We start from the raw sequence: 17,177 nt of genomic DNA on the forward strand, positions 1-17,177 counted from the left end.
GAGGTGCGGTGGAGGGCGGGGTGACGCGAGGAGCTTTCCTGGCGCGTCCGGGAGTTCCCGGCGTGCCCTGACGTGGAGGTCGTGCCATGACGCTGCGAACGCGAGACGTGGTGCTGCTGCTGTCTGTCGTGGGGCTCGTTGCGTGTGGAGGCTCGGTGGAGGGGCCTTCCTCGCCTCCGCCTGAGTCACCGGGAGTCATTGAGGCCGCCGTCGTGCCACCCTGCACGGGGACCAATGCGTGGGCCACGATGGGGCATGACGCACGTCGCTCCTTCAGCTCGGATGGTTGTGCGTGGCACCCCTTGCGCAAGCTCTGGGAGTTCGCGCCCACCGCGGGGACGGGGCGCTCCGTGCAAGGCGTGGAGCGGGCGGTGGCGGACACCGACGGCGTCTACCTGGCATGGAACTCCAACCCCAACTACGTCGGCTCTGGTGGAAGCCCCGCCCTGGAGAAAATCGCCCCGGCCACGGGCGCCAGCGTGTGGAGCGTCGACCGGCAGCTCAATGACAACCGGGGACATTGGCCCTCCTTCTTCGCGTATGAAAAGCTTGTCGGCGGCGGTGTCTATGAGGCACGCGACGGCGTCGTCCGCAACGACGACGGTATCCGGACCTGGAGCAAGCAGTTCGGCGCGAACTACTATTCCGGTGGCACCACGCCGTACGCGGAACAGGAGCAGGCGAACAACGACAGCTGGGGCCAGTCGCTGTCGGACGGCACGCGCCTGTGGGTCTACAACCAGCTCCACTACCACGGCCCCAAGCTGGGCCTGCGCTCGCTGGACAAGCGTGGCAACCTGCTGCTCGAGCTGAACACCTACGGTTACTACGGCGGCACGCGCGTCTTTCCGCAGCACCAGTGGGACACTGCGGAAGACCGCCTGGGCTCCATCGCCACCGACAACGGCTTCATCTACCTGGCCGCCATCTACAACTTCCAGTGCTCCACGAACTGCGACGCGAACGAGCCCCGTCCCTTCGCCTCGGGCTTGTTCGGCTGGGACCTGTCCACGGGGACGCCTCGCTGGCCTCGAGTCGCGCTGGAGCCCGCCAGCAACATCAGCGTGTCGGGCAATCGCATCTACCTGCTGGAGCGCGACCTGGGCACTGGCACGGTGACGTTCAACATCCGCAACGCGGGCTACAACGGCGCGAGTCTCTTCCGGTCCCCGCCGTTTCCCAGCTCGCAAGTCACCGGCTATCAGGCGCCCGTGCTGGTGGCGGGCCGGGCCATCGTCGCCGCGCAGGAGAGCTCCGGTCCCAACGCCGGCACCGTGCTCTATTCCTTCGATGCCCTCTCCGGTGGCACGCCGCTGACGGCGACCCTCCCGGGCGTCTACGATGTCATTGTTCCCTACTACGGACGTGACCTCCTGGATTTTTCCACGACGCCCTTCGCGGGCAAGCGCAGCACCTCCCTCGCCGCGGCCTCGGGGACGAAGGATGCGTCCGGTGTGAGCATCCCCACGCTCGTCATCACCTCGCGTATGGGTTTGCACGTCGTCGCCGTCTCGACGCTCTCCTCGCTGTGGAGCGCCACCAAGCTGGCCCTGGTGGGGACGTCGGATGGTGGCTCGCTCAGGGACCCTGTCATCGTGAAGGACCGGGTCTATGTGGTGGACCGGAACAAGGTATACGCCCTGGGGCTGTAGCCGAGGCGATGTCGCCCGGACCGATGAGAGGAAGCACGATGCGACGGTGGGTGTTGCTGGTGTTCTGTGTCTCCACGCGCGTGTGGGCGCAGGACTATCGGGCTTGCAAGGAGCTGTTCGTGTCCCCGCTGGCGGCGAAGGTCGGGACGACGAACTCCAGTGGCGCGTCCTGGGACGAGGGCTCCGCGCCGGACCCGGAGCTGTCGGCGATGGCCGTCGACGTCGAGGGGGCTTCGCCCACCGTCATCGGTCCGAAGCAGGAGGACGCGGGCACCCTGCTGTGGAACAGCCTCTTCCTGGAAGAGACGCGTTCGGGAGCGTGGCTCCCCGTGGGAGTGGGCGGCTCGCTGAGCCTGCTGCTCACCGACTCGGACGAGGGCATGTCGGACTTCATCGGGGCCTTCACCGTCACGGTGCCGGAGTCGCTCGCGAGCGCGGGCATGGCGTTCCTCACGGTGCCCTCCAGCGGCGCGCAGCAGGTGCCGCTCGCGCTGCGCATCTCCGCCTCCGACGGCAAGCGGCCGTGCGCGGGGCTGGAGAAGGCGGGGCCGGCCCGCTACGAGCTGCCCACGCCTTCGTTCACCGCGCGAGTGGACTCGGCCCTGTTGGAGAAGCTTCGCGGGGCCCAGCGCTGCAAGGCCGGGAGCACCCAGGCCGAGTGCAAGGCGGAGAGCTACGAGGTGCTCTACACGCAGGAGCTGCTCAAGGACACCTGGGTGACGCTGGTATCCGGAGGGCCGTTCGACGGCAACCCGGGCAAGGTCTTCGCCGTGGCGCTGGGCATCGAGCCCGCGCGTCGACAGGTGGCGCACGTGGGGCGCTGTGAAGCGGTGAAGAAGGCGCCCTCGCTGGGTGACGCGCTGGTCTGCCAGCTGGGCACCAAGGGAACGGTCATCTCCGTGGAGAAGGGCAAGGCCCGGACGCGGCCCGCCACCGCTCGGGAGCTGGAGGCGTTGAAGGACGACGCCCCAGCGCCCGCGCCTGCTCCCGCGCAGTGATGTCTTCGAGGTGAGTGCCGGACACGACGGCCGGAGCGAGTGGCTCCGGTCGTCAACGCTCCGTCAGGGTTCAGACGGGCTTCAGGCTTGTGGCCGCATCGTGGCGAGCACCGCGCCGATGCCGATGAGCGCGATGCCTGACAGTCGCTCGCGCCAGACGAGGGCGCGTGGTGAGCTGGACACCCGTCCGCCCGCGACACCCAGCCAGGCGTAGACGGCGAGCACGGGCACCTCCACCACGATGCAGGAGATTCCGTACACGGCGAATTGCAAGCCCGCCCGTGGGCCCGGGTGGATGAACTGCGGAAGCAGCGAGCCGAAGAACAGGATGGACTTGGGGTTGGCGAGTTGTTTGGCGAACCCCTGAACGAAGGCCCCGCGCCACAGGGGTGGCTTCGGACGCTGCTCCAGCGTGAGAGCGTGCTTCGCCGCGAGTAGCGTCCTCACGCCGAGGTAGACGAGGTAGGCCGCGCCCGCATAGCGGATGCCGTAGAAGGCGAAGGGGGAGGCGGCCAGCGCCGCGCCCAGGCCGGCGACGGAGATGAGGAAGTACACGGCATTGCCCGCCTGGATGCCCAGCGCGGCGCTCATTCCCGTGCGAAAGCCTCGCGACATCGCTTGGGAGACCACCAGCAACACGGCGGGGCCCGGGGTGATGGCGAAGAGGGTCATGGTCAGCGTGAAGGTGGCCCAGAGGGTGAGGTCCATGGAGTGGCCGCGTGACCGGAAGACGCTCCGGCCCGGACGAGGCCACCCTACGGACGGGACGGTGTCACGGCAAATGACGCGTGCGTGACGCCCGAAGGGCGGGCTCCACGGTGACACAGGGCCGGCATGCCACCGTCCTTGAAGCGGCGTCGGAATGACGACGTTTCACGGAGTGTCATCCACGGATGACCTGAATCGCCGCGGCGAAATCCCGGCGTTGAATCAAGCCGCACTCATGGTCTGCTCCGGCTTCGGATGAGGCCTGGGCTCGTCATGAGGAGCGTCACACGTGAAGAAGACGTACGTTGGGAGCTGTCACTGTGGGGCGGTCCGTTATGAAGCGGACGTCGACCTGAGCCAGGGCACCTACAAGTGCAACTGTTCCATCTGCACCAAGGCGCGGCTGTGGCACGCCATCATCGGGCCGGAGGACTTCCGCCTCCTGGCCGGTGAGTCCTCGCTCTCCGAGTACCAGTTCCACACCAAGCAGCTCCATCACCTGTTCTGCAAGCACTGCGGCGTTCATTCCTTCGGCTGGGGTGACGACGCGGACCTGGGGAAGTTCTACACCATCAAGGTCAACTGCCTCGACGACGTGGACCTCGACGAGCTGCTGCGCTCCCCCATCACCTACGTCAACAAACGGGACAACGACTTCAAGAAGCCGCCGGCCGAGGTCCGTCACCTCTGAACCTGCTGGCTCGAACGGAACGCTGCGCATGAAGCTCTATGACGAACTGGCGGAGTGGTGGCCCCTGGTCTCTCCTCCGAGCGACTACGAAGAGGAGGCGTCCGAGTACCGCCGCTTGCTTCGTGCCGGCGCGACGGGCCCCTTGGTGACGGTGCTGGAGCTGGGCAGTGGTGGTGGCAACAACGCCAGCTTCCTCAAGCGCGACTTCCGGCTCACGCTGGTGGAGCCCTCGGAGGGCATGCGCAAGCACAGCCGCGAGCTCAATCCCGAGTGCGAACATCTGCCCGGTGACATGCGGACCGTGCGCCTGGGCCGCGAGTTCGACGCCGTGTTCATCCATGACGCCGTCGAATACATGACGACCGAGACGGACCTGCGCTCGGCGCTGGAGACGGCGGCGATGCACCTGCGCCCAGGTGGAGTCGTCCTGGTGGCGCCGGATGCGACGCAGGAGAGCTTCGTGCCGGGCTCGAGCACGGAAGGGGGCGACGAGCCCGAGGCTCCGGGCCGGGGCTCGCGCTCCCTGCGCTACCTCATGTGGACGCTGCCGCCGAAGCCGGGGAGCAACACTTCGGAGACCCACTTCGCGATGTTGCTGAAGGAGCGTGACGGCAGCGTCCGCTCCGTCCACGACGTGCATCTGAATGGCCTCTTTTCGAGGGCGACGTGGCTGCGCCTCTTCGACGAGGTGGGGCTCGACGCCTGCCTGGAGACGCGCACCCTGGAGGGCGCGCCGTACGAAACCTTCGTCGCCGTGAAGCGTCGCGAGTCGCGCGAGGCCTCGTCCTCGCCCGGAGTTGGCTCACGGCGCAGGACGTGAGGACGGGGGCATGAAGACCTCTTCGTCGTAGCGAAGCCGGAAGGTACGCCGAGAGAACTTCCAGTGTCCGTCCTGCTTCACGAACTGGTCGGAGTAGGTGCCGACAATCCTCCGGTCCAGCCCGGTTTGTTTGAAGCGAAGGACTTCGTCCAGGGTGGACCTCGCGGTGGCTCGCTCCGGGCTCTCGACGTGGACGACGATGGGGGTCACGCTCTGGACCCGCAGGTCGATTCTCTCGGCATTGCCGGCCATGCCCTTTCGGATGGCGTCGCGTCCCTCGAAGGTCCAACCCAGCGGTGGGGGAGCGAGGACCTCCCACACCGCGTCCTTCGCGAACATCTCCTCCGTCGCGGCCCAGTCCTGGTGATTCGCCGCGTCCGCGAAGCGCTCGATGAGCGAGCGCAGGGCGAGGTGGTCGATGGGGTACGCCTCGACATTCGAGACGCCCGCGGTGGCGATGCGCGAGGACATGGCCGAGCCCTCGTGGGTGCTCGCGCAGCCGAGCAGGGTGAGCAACGACGCCGCGAGCGGCGCGAGTTTGTGCGTGTGCATGGAGAGTGTCCTCGGGTCGGTGCGAAAGCCCCGGGGTGGAGCGCGAGGGTGACCCGGACCTCGCGACATCGGGGCAGGCACGGCGGAATATGTGAGGGAGCATCGATTCGGTCGAACACGTTGTTCCCGTCGGATTGTTAAGGCAGGCTGAATCGATGCCGAGCCCGCTCGTCGAGACCCGACATCTGCTCCTGCTCTCCGCGCTCGAAGAGGTGGGCAGCCTCAACGCGGCCGCACGCAAGCTGCACCTGTCCCCATCGGCGCTCAGCCAGCAGCTCCGGGAGCTGGAGGACCGGCTCGGAGGCGCGCTGTTTCATCGGCAGTGGAGGCGCCTGGTCCTGACGGCGGCCGGCCAGAGGCTCACAGAGGCCGCGCGCTCCGTGCTGGGGGAACTCGCGCGCGCCGAGGCCGAGACGCGCGAACTCCTGCGCGGCGCGAGTGGCACGCTGCGCGTTGCGACGGTGTGTCTCCAGTCCTATCGCTGGCTTCCGGAACTCTTGAAGTCCTTCTCGCGGGATTGGCCCGGGACGGAAGTCACGGTGGTGACGGAGGCGGGGGTGGCGCCCGCCGAGTGGTTGCTCGCGCGCAAGCTCGATGTGGCGCTCGTGGCGGGGGAGGTCCGAAAGGTCCCACGCATCCGCATGGAGCCGCTGTTCCGGGACGAACTCGTCGCGCTGGTGGGACGCGAGCACCCCTGGGCCTCCTCGCGTCAGCGGCAGATCGACGTGCGGACCTTCGCGGACCAGCACCTGTGGCTCGATGAGGGCGCGCTCCGAGCCGATGCACCCCTGGGCAGAGCGCTTGCGAAGGCGGGGGGCCTCTCGCCTCGCAAGGTGACGCTCATCCCGATGACGGGGGGCCTCCCTGTCGAGATGGTGCGTGCGAACCTGGGGGTCACCGTGCTGCCTCGATGGGCCGTGGCACCCCAACTGGACGACGGCGGCTTGAGGGCCTTCCGTATCGGCCCGCGGGGGCTCTGGCTGGACTGGGCCGTGGCCACCCGGGACGGAGAAACGGAGCCCGCGCTCACCGCTTTCGTGGCGGCCCTGCGCGCGCACCACCCGGGGCCTCGGGGCCGGCAGATCCACCGGCGGTGATACATGGCTGAGACAAGTCACTGAAATCACGAGAAAGTGAAACCTTCTCGCAACACGGAACTCCCTCGTGGCGATAATCCCGAAGCGCGCCGTTCACGCTCTCCATCGGGATCCCCCACCATGGCCTCCAAGATCAGCGACCCGCCTCGTCCACTCCCTACCGCGACGACGCGAACCCCGGCCGCGAAGGCTCCCCAGCCCTCGGAGACGAACAAGGTCAAGACGCCCGACCTGAAGTGGAACAAGGACTGCTTCGAGCCGGGCAACGCCCAGCCGCTGCCGCTCCCCAAGCCCCCGGTGTCGCTGCCCCTGCCGCTGCCCAAGCCTCCGTCGCAGCTGCCGACGGACCCGAAGCCTCTGCCGCTTCCCGAGCCCGGCCCCGTGGAGCCCACGCCCGAGCCGAAGCCCGAGCCCTCCATCACCGACTCGGACCCGATGACGCACATCGCGTACCTCGCCTCGGACGAGCTCCAGGGCCGTGACAGCCCGTCGGCGGGACTCGACGCGGCCTCCGCGTACGTTCAGGCGCACGTCGAGAAGTACGGCCTCGTCGGCCCCAACTCGAACAACGCGGAGAACCCCTTCCAGCAGAAGTTCGACGTGTTCTCCTTCGTCGGCAAGCCGGAGACGTCGGCGACGGGTGACGCCGGGGAGCACGACCACGTGGCGCACAAGGAGTTCGGCCACCAGCTCTTCCAGGAGGGGTTCTACCTGGAGGACGGGATGCCCCGCGAGACGCTGGAGATGCTCAACAAGAAGTACGAGAGCACGATGAAGGCGGAAGGGCAGCCGCTCGCGCCCGCTCGCAGCGGAGACCTGCGCAGCGTCGAGGAGCTGCGCGCGCTGGCCACGGCGTCTGGCCAGGCGGTGAACACGATGGCGCTGCTGCCCGGCACCGGGCCGCACAAGGACGAGGTCATCGTGGTGATGGCCCACCTGGACCATGTGGGCACGGACCGTCGTGGCAACGTCCACAACGGCGCGGACGACAACGCGTCTGGCAGCGCGGTGCTGATGGCGGCGGTGCCGGAGCTGGCCGAGGCGCAGAAGCGCGGCGAACTGGACCGCTCCATCCTCTTCATCTGGACGGGCGCCGAGGAGAAGGGGCTGGTCGGCTCGCAGTACTTCGTCGACCACCCGATTCCGGGGCTGAGCACGGAGCAGATCTCCGGCGTCGTCAACGTGGACATGGTGGGTCGCTGGGATGACCAGCGCCTGTCCGTCGTGGACACCGACCGCAGGGGCCAGGCGAACTACTTCCGCGACGTGGTGGACCAGGCCAACGCGCAGCTCGCGGACCCGTTCGACCGCATCAACCGCGACATCAACGTGTACCGGGACCGCCAGGACGGCGCCGTCTTCGGCCGCAAGGGCGAGGACGTCCTCTTCCTCTTCGAGGGCCTGTCCAATCCCAAGGGCGGCGGCGACCTCATCCCCGAGTACCATGAGCCCGAGGACGACATCGACCTCATCCTCCGCGACAACGGCGGCGAGAAGCCGCGCCGGGTCAAGGACCTGATGGTCAACGTCATCGAGCTGGCCGCCAACCGCACCACCGCCAAGGAGTAGCGCCCGCTCGGGCGTGAAGGCGCCGGCCTCGAAGTCCTCGGGGCCCGGCGCACACTCCAGGGGGCTTGTCCCCAGGCCATCACCCGCCGAGACTCGAAGCCATGTCCGCAGGTACTCCTCCGCCGCGTCCGTGGTTCGCCTTCTCCGTCGACCTGTCCCCCGCGACGGCGCGTGAGCGCCTTCCAGGTCTCCCCTCCGCGCCCGCGTTGCCTGATGGCGAGCCGGCCGAGGCGCTGGACGTGGACGTCGTCTACGACGTGCCCTCGCTGGCCTGGGGCGGCAAGGTGGCCCGGCTGGTGGACGCCCCGGGCAAGACACTCCCCGGGCTGCTGCGGCGCGTTTCGCCGGAGACGTGGGACGCCGTGAGTCGCCTGGAGTCGGTGCTCGCCGAGGCCACCGCGTCGCGGCCCGTCAAGGTGCGCACCGCCACCGGCGCCGTGCTCTCCGCCCACGCCTTCACCGCTCCGGCCCGAAGCGGCCCTCCCGCCACGGGCCCCATCAGCGAGGCCTTCCTCGTCACCGTGGCCCTGGCCGCCGAGCGCACCGGCCTCCCCGCCGACTACGTGGAGCGCCTCCAGGCCGAGGCCCACATCGTGGGAACGCTCCAGCAGGCGAAGGTGGACGCACGCTCCGTCCCAGGCCCGTCCGCGAAGAAGCCGTGATCGCAACTTTCTGGAAAAAAGGCGGGGCGATGACGCAACCCGGTGTCGCCTCCGACCGACCATAGCTCTACCAGGGCCTCACTCCGTTCCTCCCCTGGGCGGCCCAAGGATGCCTTCCGCATGACGACGCTGCGACCCACTGCTCGTGCCAGCACCCCGTCCCCCGCCACGGTCGCCACGGCGGACGCCGCTCCCACCAACGTCGTGGCGCCGAAGGGGGGCAGCTGGAACCGCTCCACCGCTCGCGAGGTCCCCATCGCCGAACTCCAGGCGAAGTTCGGCTGGACCGAGCAGAGCTGGGAGACCGGGCTGCTGAAGGCGGCGGATGCGGCGGGTACCAAGACGCGCGGTGGCAACGGCCAGGTGTCCGCAGCGGAAATCCAGGCCTACCTCTCCGCGCCCACGGACGGCAAATACCTCACTTCCACGGCGCTCCAGCAGGGTCGCTCCGCGGCGGAGGCGAAGGTCGCCAAGGGCGGCGGCACGCCCGTGGACGTCGACGCTTTCGACACCAAGTGGCAGGACGGGCTCGCCAAGCGCGCCGACCTCCTGGGTGGCAACAGCGATGGCAAGGTCAGCCAGGATGAGCTGGCGGCCTACATCCAGAAGTCCAAGGCCAACCAGGTGGACGGCACGCGGTGGGTGCCGGACCAGCAGATGGCCGTCATCCAGAGCCGCGTCGCCGAGTCCGCCGGAGAGGTAGACCCGCTGCGTCCCACGGGCGGCGACGGCAAGGGGATGGAGCTGGTGAAGCAGTACTCGCGACTGACGCTGGATGAGGGGAAGAACCTCCCCACCTTCGTGAGCTACATGCTGTCCGCCGCCGACATCAAGGAGACGCCCGCCGAGGTGAACCGCACGAAGAGCTCCTTCGTGAGGGACCCGCTGCTGGGCGCCAACGGCGTCTCGGACTCCGACTACGACCACACGGGCTTCGACCGTGGGCACATGAAGCCCGCCGACGACTCTCCCAACCAGGAGGCGATGAACGAGAGTCACCAGATGACCAACATCGCCCCCCAGTACGGCAACCACAATCAGCAGGTGTGGAAGACGCTGGAGCAGGCCGTGACGGGGCTGGTGAAGGAGACCGGTGGCAAGGCGCACATCATGACCGGCAACCTGTTCCTGGACGCGGACGGCAAGCCGCTGCCTCAGGAGTCGGTGCAGACGACGGGCGCCAAGGACCGCAAGATTGGCGTGCCCACGCACAACTTCAAGACGGTGTTGCTGGAGCTGCCCAACGGCAACGTGACGATGTTCGCGTACATGGTGCCCAACGTGAAGGACGGGCCCTCGAAGAAGGACGCCATCATCCCGCTGCTGGAGTCCTCGCGCGTGCCGGTGGACCAGCTCGAGAAGCTGCTGGGTCAGGACCTGTACGCGCAGCTTCCCAAGAGCGTGCAGGCGAAGCTGGAGAAGGACACGTCGGCCCCTGGCGCCTTCCAGCTCCAGGGCAGCAAGTACGAGTCCGCCACGCTGCTCACGAAGCGGTAGTCCCTCCCGAGCACCGGGCCCTCTCTCACGGGCCCGGTGGCGCGCTGTCTCCGCCCTCAGGGCGCGGGCAGTGAGATGTAGTGCCTGCCCAGCTCGTTCAGGACGCCGGGCGCGCCCAGGAGGCTCGCGAAGCACGGGTCATTGGTCCACCGTCCGGTGAACCACGCGTAGCGGAACACGTCCGCCCGGCGCTCGCAGACGGCCACCATCTCCGTCATCTGCGCCTTCGCCTTGGCGACCGAGTCAATCTGCGCGCCATCCTGTTGCTGGTGGCAGTTGGCGAACTCGGTGACCCAGAACGGCTTGCCGTACTTCGTGAGCCGGTTGAGCTGGCCGTCGAGTCCGTAGTCGTACCAGTGGAACGCCAGGTAATCGATGCGGGGCTCACGGTTGGCGTTCTCCGCGCGGTAGGTGGCGTAGAACGCATCCAGCCAGACCACCGGGTCCGAGTACCCCGACATCGTTCCCCAGTTCATCGCCGGGCCCACCAGCTTCACGCCCGTGTTGGCGGCGACGCTCTCGTACCGGGGCCACAGCCGCGCGGCGGCCTGCGGCGACATGTTCGCCTGATCCGTCAGGTTGGGCTCGTTGAGCAGCAGCAGGTATTCGATGTGGGGATTGTCCCGGAGCATCGTCTCGGTGCGCGCGGCGTCGAAGTCGCCGTTCCAGAGCATCGGGATGAAGTCCATGCCGTAGCGGGTGCGGAAGTCCGTGGGCACGTTGGTATGGGGACGGGGGCTCCAGTTGTACCACCAGCTCACGCCCGGAGAGACGGCAGCCAGGTCTTCGGGCGTCGCCAGGTCGAAGGCGATGCCGCGCTTGGCGCTCTTGATGAGCGGAGGCGTCTGGGTGCCCGCATCGTCCGTGGAAGGGCGGCCGGGTTTGATGGGGTCCGCCGGGTCGCAACCCAGGAGCAGGAACAACGCGATGTAGGATGGCGCGAGCCAGCGTCTCATGTGCCGTCACCTCCGCCCGCGAGGGCGCGTGGAGACGGTCATCCTAGTGCGAGGAATGGCGCGGTGCGGCTCTTCGATGACGCGGCGACCTGGGCGGGTGTGCCGGCCGCGACGATGTGGCCGCCTTCATCCCCGGCGCCGGGCCCCAGGTCGATGACCCAGTCGCTCGCGACGACGACGCGCATGTCGTGCTCCACGAGGATGACGGTGTTGCCCGCCTCGACGAGTCCATCCAACTGCGCCATGAGCTTGTCCACGTCCGCGGGGTGCAGGCCGGTGGTGGGCTCATCCAGGACGTAGAGGGTGTGGCCTCGTTGGGTGCGTTGCAGCTCCGTGGCCAGCTTGATGCGCTGGGCCTCGCCGCCGGACAGCTCCGTCGCGGGCTGGCCCAGGCGCAGGTAGCCCAGGCCCACCTCGCGCAGGACGCCCAACGCGCGCTGCACGTGAGGCTCCTCGGTGAAGAACGCATGGGCGGTGTCCACCGTCATGCCCAGCACGTCGGCGATGTTCTTCCCCCGGTAGCGAATCTCCAGCGTCTTCGCGTTGTAGCGGGCGCCATGGCAGGTGGGGCAGGGTGCATAGACGCTGGGCAGGAACAGCAGCTCCACGCTCACGAAGCCCTCGCCCTCGCACGTCTCACAGCGGCCCTTGGCCACGTTGAACGAGAAGCGCCCGACGTCGTACTTGCGAGACCTCGCGGCCGGCGTCGCGGCGAAGAGCTTGCGGACGTGGTCGAACAGGCCCGTGTACGTCGCGAGGTTGGAGCGTGGCGTGCGGCCAATGGGCTTCTGGTCCACCCGCACCATCCGGTGGATGTCCTCCAGTCCCTCGGTGATCTTCCCGCCCGTGGTCAGGACGAGGGTGCGCTCCAGCGGCTCGCCGTCCTCCTCTTCCTCGGGAGGCTCGTGGCCCAGGTGCGCGGCCACCAACTCCACCAGCACCTGACTCACCAGGCTCGACTTGCCAGAGCCGGAGATGCCCGTCACGGTGGTGAAGACGCCCAGCGGAAAGTCGGCGTTCAGCCCCTGCAGGTTGTTGCGGGAGACGCCTCGCAGGCGCAGCCACCCCTTGGGAGTGCGCGGAGGGCGGGGACGCGAAGGCTCGGCTCCGAAGAGGTAGCGCCGCGTCTGGGATGCCTCCACGCCCTTGAGCCCGTCCAACGGACCGCTGTAGAGAACCTCTCCGCCTTGCTCTCCGGCGGCCGGGCCCACGTCGATGACCCAGTCCGCGTGGCGGATGACGTCCATCTCGTGCTCCACCACGAAGAGCGAGTTGCCGGAGCCCTTCAGCGCGTCGAGCGCCCTGAGCAGCGCCTGGGTGTCCGCGGGGTGCAGGCCCGCGGAGGGCTCGTCCAGCACGTACACCACGCCGAACAGGTTGGAGCGCACCTGGGTGGCCAGCCTGAGCCGCTGCAGCTCACCCGGGGAGAGCGTGGGCGTGCCGCGCTCCAGTGAGAGATAGCCAAGGCCCAGCTCCAGCAGGACGTGCAGTCGCTCCACCAGGTCCTTCGCGATGCGCTCCGTGACGAGCGCCTTCTCGGGGTGCTCTCGCGTGAGCTTCTTCAGGGGCGACGCCGTCCCCTCCGCGTAGGGCTGGAGCAGGGTGGCGACACGCTTGAGCGGCAGGCGCGACAGCTCTCCGTAATCCAGTCCCGCGAAGGTGACGGACAGGGACTCGGGGCGCAGCCGCTTGCCATGGCAGACGCGACACTCGCCGCTCTCCATGTAGCGCGACACCCGCTTCTTGATGAGCGGGCTCTGCGTCGTGGCGAAGGTCTGCAGCACGTAGCGCCGGGCGCCGGTGAAGGTCCCCATGTAGCTGGGCGCCGTCTTGCGCTTGAGCGCCTGACGCGTCTCCGCGGGAGTGAAGCCCGCGTACACCGGGACGGTGGGCTGCTCGTCCGTGAAGAGAATCCAGTCGCGGTCCTTCTTGGGCAGGTCCCTCCAGGGCGTGTCCACGTCGTAGCCAAGCGACACCAGGATGTCGCGCAGGTTCTGCCCGTGCCACGCGGGCGGCCACCCGGCGATGGCTCGCTCCCGGATGGTGAGCGAGTCGTCCGGCACCAGGGTCCGCTCCGTCACCTCGTAGACGCGGCCCAGGCCGTGGCAGTTCGGGCACGCTCCCGCCGGAGTGTTCGGGGAGAAGGCATCGGAGTCGAGATGCGGCTGGTGCGGCGGATAGGTGCCGGCGCGCGAGTACAACAGGCGCAGGGAGTTCGACAGCGTCGTCACGCTGCCCACCGATGAGCGTGTCGTGGGGGCGCCCCGGTGTTGCTGGAGCGCGACGGCGGGGGGAAGACCCTCGATCGAGTCCACCTCGGGGATGCCTGCCTGGTCGATGAGGCGCCGAGCGTACGGGGCCACGGACTCGAAGTAGCGCCGCTGGGCCTCCGCGTAGAGCGTCCCGAATGCCAGGGAGGACTTGCCGGAGCCGGAGACGCCCGTGAAGACGACCAGCGCGTCGCGGGGCAGGTCCACGTCCACGTGCTTCAGGTTGTGCTCGCGGGCACCCCGGACGCGGACGAAGCCCGTCCGGGTGTCACCGGACGGTCCTGCGAGGTGAAGACGGCGGGGTCGGCTCATGAGGGACGCTCCTCCGGGCGTCCTACCGAATCTGGTGCCGGGAGGCGCGGAGGAACAGGCTCCGACCGACGGAGCCCGTGCTCGAGTCTCTGCGCGGGCCGCCGGGAACGTGCGCCCTAGCCATGCCGGGGGCGGTCGACGGCGTTCCTCCACCGCCCTATCACCCAGCGGACAAAGATGGCGCCCAGCGCCAGGGCTCCCGAGGCCATGACCGCGCGGATAGGCATGAAGATGAGGGCGATGGCGGCCTGGGCATCCTCGCCCACATGGCTCCAGACCCGAGTCTGTCCGGCGAGGAGCAGCACGGGCGCGCTGACGGCGCCGGTGAGAAGCCCCCAGGTCACCGGAGGAGTCCTGGGCACTCCGTAGGCAACGACGACACCCACGGTGACGAAGCAGACCAGCGGGACGGCGACATACGGGGCGAGCATGAACATGGCGCCCTGGTTCTGAGGACCGATGTCCGAGAAGAGGCGGGCCAGCTCCGCGCCCAGTGGATTGACGATGACGCTGAAGAGCGCGGCGGCGGCCAGTGCGAGCAGCGATTTCATGGGTCCCCCTTCTTCCTTCGGGCGACAGCCACCGTACCGGGCTCCCATGAATTCCGTTGGGAACTAATCGAGCATCAGTCAATCACTCCCTGTTATCGATGACGCCGGGGAGGAGGGCGCTCGTGTGGCCACGGCTCCTGACGGAGCCGCCTGCCGTCAGTCGAGCAGCTGCATCAGGTCCGCGCGGGTGATGGCGCCGCCACCGGAGGCTCCACCCAGCGCGGACTCGAACAGCGCGCGCTTCTTGTCCTGGAGCGTGAGGATCTTCTCCTCCACCGTGCCCTGGGACACCAGCCGGTACACCATGACGGGGCGCTGCTGGCCGATGCGATGCGCGCGGTCCGCGGCCTGGTTCTCCACGGAGGGATTCCACCACGGGTCCACCAAGAACACGTGGTCCGCCGCCGTGAGATTCAAGCCCGTGGCGCCCGCCTTGAGCGAGATGAGCATCACCGGCGGACCCTTGGGGTCCTGGAAGGACTCCGCCACGGCGCCGCGATTGGACGTGCTTCCGTCCAGTCGGATGAAGCCGATGTCCGCTTCTTTCAGCGCCGGCTCGATGAGGTCCAGCATGGACGTCCACTGCGAGAAGACGAGCGCCTTGTGTCCGTCCTCCACCGCCGTGCCGAGCGCCTCCAGGAGCGCCTGGACCTTGGACGACGTCTTCGCGTGTTGCCCCGGGACGAGCGCGGGATGACACGCGGCCTGACGCAGCCGCAGCAGGGCCTCCAGCGCCTTGAGCACGCTGCCGCCCGCCTCCAACTGGGACACCACCTCCTCGCGGGTGGCGGAGTACACCGCGTCGTAGACGGCGCGCTCGTGCTCGCTGAGCGTGACGTGACGCACGGACTCCGTGCGCGGAGGAAGCTCCGGGGCCACGTCCCGCTTGAGCCTGCGCAGCACGAACGGACGGATGCGCGCGCGCAGTCGCTCGGCGGCGCCCTTGTGGTTGTCACCGACGGGACGGGCCCAGCGCTCCTCGAACTCCTTGCGCCCGCCGAGCAGTCCCTGGTTGGTGAAGTGCATCAGGCTCCAGAGCTCCTCGAGCCGGTTCTCGATGGGCGTGCCGCTGAGCGCCAGGCGGAAGGTCGCCTCCAGCCCGTACGCCGCGCGAGCCACCTGGCTGTCGGGATTCTTGATGGCCTGGGCCTCGTCGAGCACGACCATGTCCCACGTCTTCGCGCCGAGGACTTCCGCGTCCAGCCGCATCAGCGCGTAGGTGGTGAGCGTCACGTCGGCCGTCTCGTCCAGCGAGCGTCCGGGGCCGTGGTACACGGACACCTTCAACGAGGGACGGAAGCGCTTCACCTCCGCGTGCCAGTTGGGGAGCACGCTGGTGGGCGCGACGACGAGCGTGCCCTTGCCCACCATGCAGATGGTCTGCAGCGTCTTGCCCAGACCCATGTCGTCCGCGAGCACGCCGCCCAGGCCCGCCTGACGCAAGAACGTGAGCCAGCTCACGCCCTGGAGCTGGTAGGGCCGCAGCGTCGCGGTGAGGTCCGCCGGGAGCCTCGGGTCGGGGAGCTTCTCGAAGCCCTGCACCAAGGGCGCCAGCCGCTCCAGGCCGGGTGGGGATGGGTGCTCCAGCGCCTCGCACAGGTCCGTGAGCTGGGGGATGGCGTGGTTGGCGAGCCGTCCATCCGAGCCGCGCGCCGCCAAGAGGTCCGTCACGCGCTGGCCATGTGACTTCAGCCACGCGGTGGGAAGCGGCGCCCAGCCACCTCCCTGCAGCGGCACCAGGCCGAGTCCTTCTTCCCACGCCTTCATCACCGCGCCCGCGTCCACCGTGCGCGGCGCATCCGGTCCCGCGCCCTCCACCTGGAAGTCGAACGAGAAGTCCACGCGTGGGGCACCCGCCTCGGTGGTCCCCGCCTTCACGTCGAGCATGGGGCGCAGCTTCACGTCGGGGCTGACGAAGCGCGCCGCATCTCCGGTGAGCCCGCCCCGCCAGCGCCGCAGCTTGTCGGCGAGCTGCAAGGCCTCCTGGCCCTGCACCGTCACCCGGCGACCGGGGACCATGTTCAGCTCGTCGCGCAGGCCGTGGATGAGCTGCTGCTCCGCGGGCTCGTTGCGCACGGGCACCGCGCCGGTGAGGTACACCATGCGCCCGTTGTCGATGCGCACCGTGGGCGGTGAACCGTACACGAGCGTGGGCAGCACGGAGAGCCCCGTGCCAAGCGGGTCCAGCTCCAGCGAGATTCGCGGCTTGAGCGTGCGGTCGATGCGCGGCAGCCGTTGGCTCTTCACGTCCACGGGCAGACGCCGCGCCATCTCCGGCAGCACCTTGCCGGTGAGGTCGCCCATCTGGTCGGGCGAGAAGACGCGCTCCTGGGGCAGGTTTTCCCACCGCGAGCCGGTGAGCGACTGCTCGCCCATGCGGAAGAGGATGCCACCGCCCACCGCCACGCCGGGGCTGACGACTTCGGTGGCGCGTGGGTCGCGGTCCACCTTCAGCACTGTCTGCTCGCCCCGGTCCTCCACGGTGACGCGAGGCAGGAGCAGCTCGCTGGATATCGAAACCAGGTTACCGTCGAAGAGCACCGTGCGCGCGGGCTCCAGCGCGCGCAGCAGCGCCTCCAGTCGCTCGGGTGGCAGGGCGCCGCGCGTGGGCTTCGCGAGCAGTGCGTCAGCGACGCGGTCGCACGGCTCCACCTGGATGCGAGCGGCCTCCACGGGGTTCGTCAGCAGCGAGGAGAGGCTGCGCGCCAGGAGTCGGGCGGTGTTGTCGGGCCGGACCACCAGGCGCTCGAGCTGGAGGCCCCCGTCCACGCGCTTGAAGCGGTACACCATCCGCTCCGGCTTGGGCGCTGTGCCGGGACGCGGGGCGGAGGGGGCTGTTGCG

At 68.8% G+C, this 17,177-nt stretch carries 14 protein-coding genes; 8 read left to right on the top strand and 6 right to left on the bottom strand.

Features of this window, described 5'->3' with window-relative positions:
- The first annotated feature begins 86 nt into the window (after positions 1 to 86).
- Positions 87 to 1,652 carry a hypothetical protein gene (locus HR086_RS33145; RefSeq protein WP_174467627.1) on the top strand — a complete coding sequence of 522 codons (1,566 nt, stop codon included), beginning with the start codon at positions 87 to 89 and terminating at the stop codon, positions 1,650 to 1,652.
- Positions 1,653 to 1,690: 38 nt separating this feature from the next.
- On the top strand, positions 1,691 to 2,650 hold the full coding sequence (locus tag HR086_RS33150) for a hypothetical protein (RefSeq protein WP_174467628.1): 960 nt from the start codon (positions 1,691 to 1,693) through the stop codon (positions 2,648 to 2,650).
- An 81-nt stretch (positions 2,651 to 2,731) separates the two neighbouring features.
- On the opposite strand, the gene HR086_RS33155 is transcribed toward HR086_RS33150, so the two are convergent.
- Positions 2,732 to 3,358: a LysE family translocator gene (locus HR086_RS33155; protein ID WP_141641013.1), complete on the bottom strand. Its 627-nt coding sequence runs from the start codon at positions 3,356 to 3,358 to the stop codon at positions 2,732 to 2,734.
- A gap of 289 nt (positions 3,359 to 3,647) precedes the next feature.
- On the opposite strand from HR086_RS33155, the gene HR086_RS33160 reads away from it, so the two are divergent.
- Positions 3,648 to 4,049 (top strand): GFA family protein, encoded by a 402-nt coding sequence (locus tag HR086_RS33160; RefSeq protein ID WP_141641014.1) that lies wholly within the window; start codon positions 3,648 to 3,650, stop codon positions 4,047 to 4,049.
- Between the two features lie 28 nt (positions 4,050 to 4,077).
- The gene (locus tag HR086_RS33165; protein WP_174467629.1) at positions 4,078 to 4,869 is read left to right on the top strand and encodes a trans-aconitate 2-methyltransferase; all 792 of its coding nucleotides are present in this window, start codon (positions 4,078 to 4,080) and stop codon (positions 4,867 to 4,869) included.
- On the opposite strand, the gene HR086_RS33170 is transcribed toward HR086_RS33165, so the two are convergent.
- A complete protein-coding gene (locus tag HR086_RS33170) occupies positions 4,852 to 5,421 on the bottom strand; it encodes a nuclear transport factor 2 family protein (RefSeq protein ID WP_174467630.1) in 570 nt (189 codons plus the stop codon). The genes HR086_RS33165 and HR086_RS33170 overlap by 18 nt on opposite strands.
- Positions 5,422 to 5,576: 155 nt before the next feature.
- Between HR086_RS33170 and HR086_RS33175 the strand changes: the two genes are divergently transcribed.
- From HR086_RS33175 to HR086_RS33190, 4 genes are all read left to right on the top strand, one after another.
- Positions 5,577 to 6,518 carry a LysR family transcriptional regulator gene (locus HR086_RS33175; RefSeq protein ID WP_174461411.1) on the top strand — a complete coding sequence of 314 codons (942 nt, stop codon included), beginning with the start codon at positions 5,577 to 5,579 and terminating at the stop codon, positions 6,516 to 6,518.
- A 120-nt stretch (positions 6,519 to 6,638) separates the two neighbouring features.
- The gene (locus HR086_RS33180) at positions 6,639 to 8,087 is read left to right on the top strand and encodes a M28 family metallopeptidase (RefSeq protein WP_174467631.1); all 1,449 of its coding nucleotides are present in this window, start codon (positions 6,639 to 6,641) and stop codon (positions 8,085 to 8,087) included.
- 101 nt (positions 8,088 to 8,188) lie between these two features.
- Positions 8,189 to 8,749, top strand: coding sequence for a gamma-glutamylcyclotransferase (locus tag HR086_RS33185; protein ID WP_174467632.1), 561 nt, complete (start codon positions 8,189 to 8,191; stop codon positions 8,747 to 8,749).
- Positions 8,750 to 8,869: 120 nt separating this feature from the next.
- The gene (locus tag HR086_RS33190; protein ID WP_174467633.1) at positions 8,870 to 10,246 is read left to right on the top strand and encodes a DNA/RNA non-specific endonuclease; all 1,377 of its coding nucleotides are present in this window, start codon (positions 8,870 to 8,872) and stop codon (positions 10,244 to 10,246) included.
- A 56-nt stretch (positions 10,247 to 10,302) separates the two neighbouring features.
- On the opposite strand, the gene HR086_RS33195 is transcribed toward HR086_RS33190, so the two are convergent.
- The 4 genes from HR086_RS33195 to HR086_RS33210 all read right to left on the bottom strand — a co-directional run.
- A complete protein-coding gene (locus HR086_RS33195; protein WP_174467634.1) occupies positions 10,303 to 11,202 on the bottom strand; it encodes a glycosyl hydrolase in 900 nt (299 codons plus the stop codon).
- Positions 11,203 to 11,240: 38 nt separating this feature from the next.
- A complete protein-coding gene (gene uvrA / locus HR086_RS33200; RefSeq protein WP_174467635.1) occupies positions 11,241 to 13,784 on the bottom strand; it encodes an excinuclease ABC subunit UvrA in 2,544 nt (847 codons plus the stop codon).
- Positions 13,785 to 13,900: 116 nt separating this feature from the next.
- A complete protein-coding gene (locus HR086_RS33205; protein ID WP_174461407.1) occupies positions 13,901 to 14,335 on the bottom strand; it encodes a hypothetical protein in 435 nt (144 codons plus the stop codon).
- Between the two features lie 156 nt (positions 14,336 to 14,491).
- Positions 14,492 to 17,177 (bottom strand): DEAD/DEAH box helicase (locus tag HR086_RS33210; protein WP_174467636.1); only part of this gene is annotated, 2,686 nt, incomplete at its 5' end.

Origin of the sequence: Myxococcus sp. CA039A (assembly GCF_013336645.1) — a bacterium.
Taxonomy (GTDB): Bacteria; Myxococcota; Myxococcia; order Myxococcales; family Myxococcaceae; genus Myxococcus; species Myxococcus llanfairpwllgwyngyllgogerychwyrndrobwllllantysiliogogogochensis.